10 protein-coding genes are annotated in these 12,242 nt (G+C 44.9%); 2 read left to right on the top strand and 8 right to left on the bottom strand.

All coding sequences use genetic code 11. The features are described 5' to 3' along the window. Positions 1 to 16: 16 nt before the first annotated feature. Positions 17 to 487 carry an inner membrane protein YiaA gene (yiaA, locus tag ACFQWC_RS13210; protein WP_341357532.1) on the bottom strand — a complete coding sequence of 157 codons (471 nt, stop codon included), beginning with the start codon at positions 485 to 487 and terminating at the stop codon, positions 17 to 19. Between the two features lie 417 nt (positions 488 to 904). Here yiaA and ACFQWC_RS13215 point away from each other — a divergent pair, with 417 nt between their 5' ends. After that, positions 905 to 1,900 (top strand): tRNA dihydrouridine synthase, encoded by a 996-nt coding sequence (locus ACFQWC_RS13215; protein WP_299742333.1) that lies wholly within the window; start codon positions 905 to 907, stop codon positions 1,898 to 1,900. A gap of 720 nt (positions 1,901 to 2,620) precedes the next feature. Here the strand turns inward: ACFQWC_RS13215 and corA are convergent. From corA to arr, 7 genes are all read right to left on the bottom strand, one after another. After that, positions 2,621 to 3,577, bottom strand: coding sequence for a magnesium/cobalt transporter CorA (gene corA / locus ACFQWC_RS13220; protein WP_299742330.1), 957 nt, complete (start codon positions 3,575 to 3,577; stop codon positions 2,621 to 2,623). Between the two features lie 99 nt (positions 3,578 to 3,676). After that, positions 3,677 to 5,623 (bottom strand): ABC transporter ATP-binding protein/permease, encoded by a 1,947-nt coding sequence (locus ACFQWC_RS13225; protein ID WP_341357530.1) that lies wholly within the window; start codon positions 5,621 to 5,623, stop codon positions 3,677 to 3,679. A gap of 32 nt (positions 5,624 to 5,655) precedes the next feature. After that, the gene (locus tag ACFQWC_RS13230) at positions 5,656 to 7,107 is read right to left on the bottom strand and encodes an MDR family MFS transporter (RefSeq protein ID WP_299742324.1); all 1,452 of its coding nucleotides are present in this window, start codon (positions 7,105 to 7,107) and stop codon (positions 5,656 to 5,658) included. A gap of 8 nt (positions 7,108 to 7,115) precedes the next feature. Then, complete coding sequence (locus tag ACFQWC_RS13235; RefSeq protein WP_377107807.1) at positions 7,116 to 8,369, bottom strand: glycosyltransferase; 1,254 nt, start codon at positions 8,367 to 8,369, stop codon at positions 7,116 to 7,118. 151 nt (positions 8,370 to 8,520) lie between these two features. After that, on the bottom strand, positions 8,521 to 8,958 hold the full coding sequence (locus ACFQWC_RS13240) for a MarR family winged helix-turn-helix transcriptional regulator (RefSeq protein ID WP_341357527.1): 438 nt from the start codon (positions 8,956 to 8,958) through the stop codon (positions 8,521 to 8,523). A 200-nt stretch (positions 8,959 to 9,158) separates the two neighbouring features. Further along, a complete protein-coding gene (locus tag ACFQWC_RS13245) occupies positions 9,159 to 10,166 on the bottom strand; it encodes a Gfo/Idh/MocA family protein (RefSeq protein ID WP_377107809.1) in 1,008 nt (335 codons plus the stop codon). Positions 10,167 to 10,962: 796 nt separating this feature from the next. After that, positions 10,963 to 11,379, bottom strand: coding sequence for an NAD(+)--rifampin ADP-ribosyltransferase (gene arr, locus ACFQWC_RS13250; RefSeq protein ID WP_377107811.1), 417 nt, complete (start codon positions 11,377 to 11,379; stop codon positions 10,963 to 10,965). 541 nt (positions 11,380 to 11,920) lie between these two features. On the opposite strand from arr, the gene ACFQWC_RS13255 reads away from it, so the two are divergent. Continuing rightward, a complete protein-coding gene (locus tag ACFQWC_RS13255) occupies positions 11,921 to 12,181 on the top strand; it encodes a heterocycloanthracin/sonorensin family bacteriocin (protein ID WP_299742298.1) in 261 nt (86 codons plus the stop codon). Positions 12,182 to 12,242 lie beyond the last annotated feature (61 nt).

Consider the following 12,242-nt stretch of genomic DNA (forward strand, 5'->3'; position numbering starts at 1 on the left):
TCTTTTTTTTTAAGAATTATTCCCTTTCTCTGGCCCACTGCGTATCCCGGATATTTTTCTGAATGGTGATGGCAGCAAACAGACAAAGAACAAATGACATACCGTAAAATCCTTTTTCGCTTAAAATGATACTCCCCGCATTATAAAGTCCGATCGCCATCAAGGAAATGGCCACAATGACGGCAAACCAGCTGAGCCCATAATAGATGCCGGAAACCGGGATATCCTCTTCTTTGTCCCTTACCGCTTTTTGAAGGGATACTGCTGCATACAGTCCGAAAATCAATACCGCAAAGTAATACCCCTTCTCATTCAGTTCCATCGAAGCATTGAACAGGCCGATCAGATAAGCGGAAGCACCTACTACAAAGGCCGCCCAGCTCGCCCCTTTAAAGGCGGCAGTCGGTTCCCCTTCTTTTCTTTCCACCTTGATCTTTGGTTTCGTTTCATCGCTCTTCATTAACGGGTTTTCATTAAACTCAGACATCAGCAGCTCCCCTTTACTGTCATTCAATATGTGAGTGCCTGCCCTGCACTATAAGAATCATTATAGCAATTTTTTACAGATGTTGGTTGTACTTTTTGGGTATTTTTTCATCTTTGAGATATGAATGAAATCCGGTCCCTTGGTGTGCAAAACGTTAGCTTACTGGCGGTACCTCTATTTGTGAGAAGGTTCATCGTTCTATTTTCAACACCACTATCATCCAATCTCCCCCTTCCAGAGGAGAATGAAGGAGGATTTTCCTCAAAATAAGACGACTCGTCCCCTTGCACTTTTCGTTTATTCCTATTAAAGTATATACTGGTTGGAATCCAGCCTATCTGGGAATGGATAAGACTGAAGCATTCTACTTTTTAATTTTGGGAACATGTTTTCCTTAAGGAAAGGGTTTAAATAGATATGAAAGATAATTTTTGGCATGAGTTGCCTAAACCGTTTTTTGTTTTGGCACCGATGGAAGCCGTAACCGATGTCGTTTTTCGTCATGTTGTGAGTGAAGCGGCGAGACCTGACGTGTTTTTCACAGAGTTTACGAATACAGAAAGCTACTGTCATCCGAAAGGAAAAGACAGCGTACGCGGACGTTTGACGTTCACGGAAGATGAACAGCCGATCGTCGCCCATATTTGGGGGGACAAGCCTGAATACTTCCGCCAAACAAGTATCGGTGTGGCGAAAATGGGCTTTCGCGGAATCGATATCAACATGGGTTGTCCTGTACACAATGTCGCAGCGAACGGAAAAGGATCAGGTCTGATCCGCCGCCCGGAAGTCGCAGCGGAACTCATCCAGGCAGCCAAAGCGGGTGGACTTCCCGTCAGTGTGAAGACCCGTCTCGGATATACTAAGGTGGAGGAATGGCACGACTGGCTGAAGCACCTGTTGGAACAGGATATTGTCAATCTGTCCATCCACCTCCGTACGAAAAAGGAAATGAGTGACGTTGATGCCCACTGGGAGCTGATTCCGGAGATCAAGAAACTCCGTGACGAAATCGCCCCACACACCTTACTGACGATCAACGGAGACATCCCTGACCGCCAGAAAGGACTTGAGCTCGCCGAGAAATACGGCGTGGACGGCATCATGATCGGAAGAGGGATCTTCCATAATCCGTTCGCCTTCGAAAAAGAGAAGAAAGAACATACAAGTGAAGAACTGCTTGACCTTCTAAGGCTGCAGCTGGATCTTCATGATAAGTATAACGATGAACTCGAGCCTCGTCCGTTCAAACCGCTCCGCCGCTTCTTCAAGATTTACGTCCGCGGCTTCCGTGGAGCGAGCGAGCTGAGAAATCGTCTGATGGAAACCGTCACCACCGACGAAGTTCGCGCTCTTCTTGATGAGTATGCAGATGGAGTGAAAGATGAGGAAGGCTTTTCTGTGACTAAGTAAGGGCCCTTGTTTAAAAGGGGTGCCAGCCCCCAGCACATTCACTGTGCCGGGGCTGGCACCCTTTTTTTGTTTTAAAAGTGAACTACCTAATAATCAAAAACAGTTGATCTACCTTACGATTCCTATCAAGCAAGGTATCATCTAACAAAAAGCTCCCTTCACAGCCTTTCTCAAACCTTACCTCTCCATATTCAATACTCTTTGAATAAATGCTGCCTTTGCTTCCGAATGGGATTCCGGGTCATCAGGAAATCGGTTCGCCAGATGCTTCTTGGGCTCTGCATATTCTTCCTTCAAAAAAGGGTTTTTCGTTCAAACGTTCCTGGAATGACCGCTGCTGTTCCCATCTCGGTTCCCCCTCCAGCGTTATTATCTGATTTTCAACAAAAAAGAACGTTATATTGTCCATTTTTATCTGGAGCGGGTTCTTTGGTGAGCATGAGGCCCCGGTACTGGAGTGAAATCCACCATGGAAACGCCACCGAATGTGGAATTGATCCAAATCAGACCCTATTCAATCTTGATCTACGTTTATTGCTCCTAGTTTTTCGATTATCAATCCTGTTTAGACTTTTATTGATCCTCTTATTAAATAATTGATCCTCCGTGTCGAATTTTCTTTACCTCAGCATACCTTATGAGACCAGGAAGGCGGGGTCAGCGGAACCACAGGGACAGTCCCCCGGTTCCAGCCCCCCGGCAGATTCGCCACGCCATGGGTCATCTAAACCATCCCCTCTTCCAAAACCACCCGATCATCAAGATGCATACCAAGCCCATGACTCCGAGTACAATGGCGTAGCCGTAGGTCCACCTCAGTTCCGGCATGTGAACAAAGTTCATCCCATAAATTCCTGCGATAAACGTCAAAGGAGCGAAAATGGACGTAATGATCGTAAGGATTTTCATGACATTGTTGGTTTGCAAGGAGTTCAATGATAGATAGCTATCTCGGATATCCACCGTAATTTCCCTGTTCGACATGACCATTTCAGATAGTTTTAGAAGATGGTCGTAAATATCCGAAAAATACTTCCTTTTCTCTTTAATCCCTTGTAAGTGTTGGGAATTGAGCATTCTATAAAGGAGATCGCGCATTGGATGGATGATATGACGTAGTGTCAGCAATTGGGAGCGTGTATCAAAAAGCTCGGTCATTAGAACATTCATCGATTGGTTTTGCCGATTATCTTCAATTCTGTCCAAGCGGTCTTCTATTTCATAAATAACGGGAAAGTAGTTGTCCACGATTTTATCTACCACTTGATAAAACACATAATTGGGGTCCCAGTTTTCAATCCCAGCTTGTACTTCCCGTATCCGTCTCTGTACTTGATTGATCTCTATTGATTGATACCGGTGGAAGCTTACTATGAACTGTTTTCCGACAAAGAATTGAACCTCTTCCTTTGACAGTCCTTCCCGTCCTTTCTTCACCGCATGGGTTACGTAGAAGGTATGATCCTCGTAATAGTCCAATTTAGGTCTTTGAATCGATTGGAGACAGTCCTCAATCGCTAAAGGATGAAAGTGGAACGTATCAGACAAATGACTGATTTCTTCAACCGTAGGGGTATCGAAATCGATCCAGATCCATTTATATGATTGGAGTCCCCCTCCAATCAAAATATCCGTCTCCAGCTTATTTTCATGTGTAATTCCATAAGCGTGAATCACGTTACCTCCTCCATTTCACAGAAAGAGCCCAGCATGATGGCCTGGGCCCTATATAACATATTCATTAGCGTTGGTTTTGCTCGAATGACCAAAGCCTGATTATTCGTAGCGCAGCGATTCCATCGGATCCAGCTTTGATGCTTTGGCAGCTGGCAACAAGGCAGCAAGGATGCTGATGATCACACTGATCAGGATTCCCGTCAGAACATTCCCTGCACTGATTTGGATCAACTGGGCATCGAACGCCTGTTGCATCACATTATTTCCCAATATCCCGATAATGCTTGCCATCAGGACCCCGATCACGCCGCTAGCAAAACCGAGTAAAGCGGCTTCTGAAAAGAAGATCCGTTTGATGTCTTTTCTTCTTGCCCCCACGGCACGCAGGATCCCGATTTCCTTTGTCCGTTCCACTACGCTGATGTACAGCACGACAATGATCATGATAGCGGACACTAGCAGGGAAATACCGGCTATCCCGGCTAATACATTGGTGGCGATTTTCAAGTAATTTGTCACCTGGTTCAGGATGTTCCCTACCCCGGTACCGGTGAAGCCTGCGTCCTCCAGATCTGCCTGTACCCTATCGACATACTTATCCTCTTCCACCGTCACATCCAGCTGAGTGGCCATTAATGTGATGTCTTCACTTTGAAACATCTCATCTAATGTCTGATACGATGTGTAGGCAAGATCCTGATTCATGCTGCCTTTGATGACTCCTGACACAGTCATTTCTTTCTTTAGGATGACCGGCCTGTTTTGATCATCTGTTGTATTGATGTAAAGTTCCACTTGTTCTCCGGCAAGTTCTTCAGGAGAGTCTTTCACTTTTTCTGCGGCCGTTTCAGAAAGCAGTACTTCATCAACCCCGGGGAGTTCCCCTGCAATGAGATCCTCTTTATTCACACTATCGTTCATCGTTTGGTATTGTACGATATTCACTGATGTATCCTTGTACAAAATGGAGCTTCCCATCGTTAACGTATAGACATTCTCGACTTTCTTGACATGGTCGATGTTCTTTACTCGCCGTACATCCTCCTGTTCAAGGGGCACCGTTTCCTGCACTGGATTCGGTAGTGGTCCTGAGCCTGCACTTCCATCACCTTCGGGCGCTTTCGTCACTTGAATGAGGTTCGGATTCAGATTGGCATTGATTTCTTTATTGATATAGTCGGTCACCCCTGACCCCAACCCCAACATCAGGATGACGCTCAAGATTCCGATCGCACCACCGAATGATACGAGCAGATTTCGTTTGAGGTTCAATCGGATATTGTTGTAAGCCATTTTCATCGCTGCCCCGAATCTCAAGTTCTTCGTTTTGACCTTCGGTGCGTTCTCTTTCTGGCCATAAGGTTCTCTCAACGATTCATCTTTTATGATGTTCCCATCATCCATAGTGATGATTCTGGTTCCATAGTCCGCCACCTTTTGAGAATGAGTAACCGTTATGACAAGCTTTCCTTGTGCCGCGATATCATCCAGCAGCTGCATGATCTGCTCGCTGTTTTTCTTATCAAGAGCCCCTGTCGGTTCATCTGCAAGGATAATGTCAGGATCATTGGAAAGCGCGCGTGCGATGGCCACCCTTTGTTTCTGCCCTCCGGAAAGTTGATTCGGTTTTTTATCTATATGATTCCCCAAGCCAAGGTCGGTCAAAGTCTTCTTAGCTTTCTGTTCTCTTTCAGACGCACTCATGTCCGTCATCTGCATAGTCAGGACAACGTTTTCCAATACGGACAAATGACTGATCAGATTAAAGCTCTGGAAGATAAATCCTACTTTAAGCTTCCGATACGCATCGAGCTCATTTTCCTTCATCCCTTGAAGGCTTGTTCCGTCCACCATCACATCTCCTTCGAAATCCCTGTCCATCCCGCCGATGATGTTCATCAGGGTGGACTTCCCGCTCCCGGACTCCCCTAGGATGGATACGAACTCCCCCTGATTGAATTCTACATCCACACCATGCAATACTTGAACACTTTCACTCTTACCAAGCTTATAAGATTTCTTAATGTTGCTGACTTTGATACTCATGTGTTATTCCTCCTATAATGAATGTACTTTTTTTATCCATTGCTTACTTCATGGCCTTCCGTTTGTTCTGATGCTCCCTTTTTTAAGAAGAGGGACAGAACCAGCGCCCCAATGGCAAGGAATGAAGCAAATAGAAATGCCTGGTTATATCCATGTACCATGGCCATCTCACCGATCATCTGTGATCCGCCTCCGGAAGGACCTTCAGGTGTGTAACCTTTTGAGGACATTGTCATAATCGTGATCAATATGGCGGTCCCGATCGAACCCGAAATCTGCTGGAATGTATTGGCCATTGCGGATCCATGGGCACTCCACTCAACGGGGATCTGATTCAGCCCATTCGTCATCACTGGCATCATCGCAAGAGACAATCCGAACATCCGAAGACAATAAATGGCGGACAGGTAGACAATCGACGTCTCCATGGACAAATTCGTCATCAAGAAAGACGTCACGACGACGATCAGGAGTCCAGGAACAGCCAATTTTCTTGCCCCCCATTTGTCAAAAAGAAATCCGGTAACCGGGGACATGACCCCCATCACAATCGCCCCCGGCAATAGCATCAAGCCGGACTGGAGCGGACTGAATCCTCTTACATTCTGCATATACAGTGGCAGCAATGTTTCTGCGCCGATCATCGAAATGATGACGACCATCGTGATCACTAGAGATAACGTAAAAGTCTTATAACCAAAGACTCTAAATTGAAGTAATGGTTGTTTGAGTCTTAGCTGCCTCCATATGAAGATTCCAAGCGTCATGAAGCCCATTGTGATGAAGAGGAGGACGATTTGGCTGGACCAGCCTTTTTCCCCCGCCACACTGAATCCATAAAGCAACCCCCCAAATCCAAGAGAAGAGAGGAAAATCGACAGGAAATCGATTCTGGGACGAGTCAGCTTTGTCACATTTTTCACATACACAACCGCCAGCACCATGATCACTGCCACAATGGGCAGGACAACGAAGAATAGCGCTCTCCAAGAGAAATATTCGAGTAAGAACCCGGACAAGGTTGGTCCGATCGCTGGTCCAAAGGAAATGACGATACCAGCCCAGCCCATCATCCGACCTCTATTCCCCTTTGGTATGATGGTCAGGATGATCGTCATGATCAGTGGAAGCATGATACCGGAGCCCGCTGCCTGTACCACCCTTCCCAACAATAGCAATGAAAAGCTGTGGGAGAGGGCTGCAAGCATAGTCCCCAGACCGAACAACCCGATCGCTGACAGGAAAAGCGCCCTTGTCGAGAACCGTTCAATCAAATAAGCCGAAATGGGAATCATGACGCCGTTGGTCAGTAAGAAAGCCGTCGTCAGCCACTGTACCTTATTCTCATTCAAACCGAAGTCATTCATAATGGATGGCAACGCCGTAGACAATAAAGTTTCATTTAGAATGCCCACGAAAGCCCCTAACAGCATGACCGTAAACATTGGGCCAAAACGGAAGTCCTGGTTATTTGCGTCTGTCATATCGATCCCTACCCTTTCAGAAAGTGATGAATGTAATCTGCCGTTTCTCCGGCACCATTTTCTTGTTGCAGCTGTCTTCCCAATTCGAGAGCAGTCTTTTTCATCGGTTCTTGTTGCATGGAAGTAATTGCTTGCGATAGATTTTCCACCGTCAATTCCTTTCTCGGGATGGGGGCGGGTCCCACCCCCAATTCTTCTGTCCGTTTTCCCCAGGCGAACTGATCATTTCCATGGGGGATGACGACACTTGGGACACCTGCACGGAATGCGGTTGCTGTGGTACCCGCCCCTCCGTGATGGATGACCCCGGCCATCTTAGGGAAAAGCCATGTATGAGGAATACTTTCAATGAAGTACATATCTTCATATCCTTCTTTGTTCCCAACCTGATTCCAACCCGTCCCGATAATCCCCCTTTTACCGGATTTACGGAGTGCCTCTATGACCAGTTTCGTTGTTGTATCGGCATGTTCATCATAAATGCTTCCGAACCCCACATAAACGGGCGCATCCCCTTGATCCATAAAGTCGACAAGATCGCGGGGTGGAGTCCACTCGCTCAGATCCTCATCCAGAAACCAGTAACCCAAGGACTTCATCCCGGCTTTGGGTTGTGGAAATACGCAGGGACTCATCGACATGACAGAGGTATGATCCGATGTCGACTCTCTACCAAATGGGTTGGTAAAATGGGGTGGGAGTCCCCCGAAACGTTCCTTCCAAAATGCAGCGATCGAAGGCTTGATCGTAAGCCAGAATCCTTTCTCGAACAATTTATGTGTCAGGAGATTGACCGTCTTTCCCCATCTCAGCTGATAAAAGATGAGGGCGGGGTATTCTTTTGTAGGCGCCATGGGAAAAGGGGACGCAAGAATAGTAGGCACACCCCAATGTTCACCGGCGAACTGACCGATGGCTGCTCCCGGATGATAGATGATGGCATCTGCTCCCTCACACGCCTCGAACAGATCCCTCTGCATTCCCATCTGCTTATCTTTTATATAAGGTTTCATCTTTTGAAAGCTAGAAAAAAATTTAATCGGGTTGTCGGACTCAATCGAGCTTTTGGCCATTTCCCTTGAAATTTTGGCAATATCCCCTTTGATTGGATGGAAGTGCAAACCATGCTGCTCCACCAACTCCCCATAATTTTCAAATGCGGCAAGTTTCACTTCATGACCAAGATTCTTTAGTTCTTTCCCAAGTGCAATGTATGGTTGGGTATCTCCTCTTGTACCTGTGGTTAATAATGAAATTTTCATTCGTTTACACCTCATATCAATTAATTTAGTTAGACTAACTTACCTTTAAGAAATTTCATTCGTTAGGCTAATTGATGTTCACGGAACTTTCTTTTAGTTAGACTAACTTATATTTTAGGGGAACAAGGGACTTTCCCACTGTTCCAGAACGTTATTCGGCGCTTTTCTCGTAGAACCCCTTGATCAATTTCTCCAATGTCCGTTTGAACTGTTCAGCCTCATCCGGGGTAAGCAGCCGTTCGATGAATGCGACATAATCCTCCAAAGCCTTTTGATGCAGACGCATGAATGTCTGGCTGGATTCAGTAAGTGTCACGTGATAAATCCTTTTATCTTCGGTTGATTGGCTTTTTTTCGCATAGCCGAGTGAAACCAATTTATTAATTCCTGTCGTGGCCGATGCTTTCGTGATGTTGAGCGCTTCGGCTATCTCACTAATAGTAGGATACCGAAGTGTGCCGATCGCTTGTATATACTGAATCTGATTGACACTTAAATTGGAGACACCTGCTGTTTCAATCGTCTCTTGGACCAACTTCTTAAAAGAAGTGTCAAGTGTAACGATAAATTCACGAAGAATTTCTTCCATAAATGCAACAACCTACCTTTAAGTTAGTTTGACAAACTAACTATATATCATTTATTACCTACTGTCAAATGAAATAAATAAAATACTGTTTTTAAACGGAGCCTGCCCCGAGTACGTTATAACGTTATCGTGCCCGAGGTCATGCTCCCAAGACCATGGTGAATCCATTGCATTCAAAAGCGTTCCGGTTCTAAAATCAGCTAGATTTTTAACGCACTCAGGTGCCTTTCTTTCCCGACGATCGCATCCATCACCCAATTCGTTCGTGCACCGGAATCTCCAGTACTTGGACACCAATCGCCACCCTCGGTCAGCTCTTTCACAATCGTTTCAACAAGCGGCTGATGAACATGGAGGGGGCGTTCAAAACTCCATTGCTCTTTTCCTTCAATTGTTGTCAACGTGACGGGATCATCTCCAAAAGTAGAAAAGCAGATCTTCCCTTTACTTCCGACAATCTCATTCATGTCCACATCTTCAAAAGCCGTGAAACACCACTTTCCGATTCCTTGAACGCCGGATGTAAATTGATATGTACCCGTCACAATATCTTCTGCCTCATAATAGCCACCTTGATTCGATGCAAACCCTTTTGCCTCTTGTATGGGTCCGAGCAGAAAATCTAGAATATCGAGAGTATGGCTGGCCAGATCGAAGAATAATCCGCCACCGGCAACAGCAGGCTGGACACGCCAAGGAAGATGTTCGGAATCCTTCACGTCGACCCGCGCTTTTTGATACTGAGTCGAGGAGACAAAACGAACGTCTCCGATTGCCTCTTGATCCAGCAATTCTTTGATTTTCAAAAAGCGCTTCTGTGCCCGGCGGTAGTATGCCACATACAAGGGAACACCAGCCTCTTTACAAGCAGCCACCATTTCAGTGCATTCATCAAAGTCACGAGCCATCGGTTTTTCAACATAAACAGGTTTCCCCGCAGCCGCTGCCTTCAGCGTATATTCCTTGTGAGAGCCTGGCGGCGTGGCGATATAAACCGCATCCACCTCAGGATCATTTATGAGTGCATTGGCGTCATCGTACCACTTGGGTACCTGATGTCTTTCCGCGTAATCTTTGGCCAAATCGCCTGTCCTCCGCATGACCGCGACAAGCTCTGAATTTTTCACCTTCTGAAAGGCAGGGCCGCTTTTCTTCTCTGTCACATCGCCGCAGCCGATGATTCCCCAGCGCACTTTTTTATCATGCATGGGTGGATCCCTCCTAATAAATTGTTGTTCTCAAGCAGCTCATTATAGACTGCACTTGAATTCGCCATTTTCAGGCTACCCTAATGCTGATGAAAACAGCTTAGGATCATTTCTATAATTCATACGGGGTTCTTTCGCCCTCTCCCCCTATTTTACACATAACGAGGTACTCTACTGGAAGATACCATATATTCAATTGTAAAAAAAGAATCTGGTAAGATAGTAGAATGAAAGTACTGGATGTATCCGGAAGCTTACTTAAATTGAAGCCAATCTATCCTCTTTTATCTGCTTTTCGAAGGAGAAAGACCTTAGATTGTCCATTTTTGGCTGGAGCCTGCTCCTTGATGGGCATGAGGTGAAGGGTGTAGAGACAAATCTCACATATGAAGTCCTTCCAGCTTTGGAATTGAACCATATAAGGTCATATTTAATCCTGATTGTCGATTATTAATCCTGTTCAAAATTTATTGATCCTGCTTCCGATTTATCAATCCTCTTTTTAACTAATTGATCCTCCGTGTCGAATGTTCTTTATTTTTGAAGGAGCGGCGGTTCAGTACCGCCCCTTATTAGCAAGATGGAGGTCTAGCAATATGATAGGCCTCCTCATTCATAATCCAGGGAAATTCATTGACCTACCAGATGGCAACAGCTCTTCTCTTTCTGACCGAGAATGGGTTCTGCAGTGCGGTTCTCCTGCAGACTAAGAACCGACATTCAGAATCACAGGGACAGGCACCAAGGCCCTTATACAATAAGATAGCCAAGGAACCTGTCCCCGCGATTTTTTAAATTAATCGTATATGATAGCTTTTCCTTGTTCACGTAACGTTTTTAAGCTTGTCAGCATATGAGTGATTTCTTCATCGGAATGTCTTTCCCATGAACCTAATTCTGCTATTATTTTTAATGGCGATTTAGATCTGTAAGAACGGGTTGGATTTCCTTTGAATCTTTTGTTCGTTAAGTTCGGGTCGTCTTCAAATTCGCCTAATGGTTCTACCATGTAAATTCTTTCTTTTGAATCAGATGCTGCTAATTCAGCACCCCATTTAGCTGCATCTAATGTTGCGGTGAAATAGATATAGTTTGATTTTTTGTCTTGGTAATTTGATAAGTGTTGTGGTTCAAGAAGCTCTCCGATGTTCAATTCCGCTTTCGTACCATGAAAGAAAGGACCATTGTCTAAAACATCTTTTTTACCATTCATACTGAATCACCTCTTAGAATTTTAGGCTTGCTTTTAACAGTATAGGGCAGGAGCTCTAGAAAGTGCAGTCTATAAATTGATCATTTTTAGTAGTATAATCTAAGTAGAGGGAATTGTATGAAACCACCTGTTTATTTACCACTATATCCTTCTACAGAAGAAGCACACAGTCAAAAGACTCGTCAAATTCGACGGGTCTTTTTTTCACTTTATATGGAGCGATTAGTCAGAAGCTTATCGAAAAAAGTAACAAAAACGAATACAAAAAAAATCAAATTTTCCACCTATATACGATTTTTTCTCCACCAGTAGTTGTTTTTCGATCGTTGGAGTTAACTATTTTCTAATGAAGCACTGTCTATTCCAACCTCCCTCTTTAAATAGGCTTATGTATCAGTAACAATACCCAGCAAGGTGACATAGATTGTTGAAGAGTGTTCACATAGTGCATTTACCTAAATGACAGAAATTCCTTTAAAAAAGTTTTTGTTTCTTAGTTTCGAGAGCCCTTGGGTAATTTGTTTGGGAGGTAATGAAGAGAATGAATAACTTTCACAATGAACTTCAAAGTCTGAATGTAGGTGATTTCCAGGCAACACAACCTGTTTCCTGGGATCAAAACATGTATGATCCGAATGACGAAAGACTTTTCCTTGGATTTGGAGGCTGTTTCGGCTTTGGTTTCTCATGCTTCTTTAGCTGCTTTGGTTGTGGTGGATGTTTCCGTTGCGGAGGCTGCGGCAGATGCGGTGGCTGTGGCAGATGTGGCGGTTGCGGAAGATGTGGACGCTGCGGCCGTTAATCGGCATTTAGAATATCGTTTTCAACTTGATCCCTGTATGAGTCGGTGCAGGGGTCTTTTT

Source organism: Rossellomorea sp. GCM10028870 (genome assembly GCF_042666755.1).
GTDB lineage: Bacteria > Bacillota > Bacilli > Bacillales > Bacillaceae_B > Rossellomorea.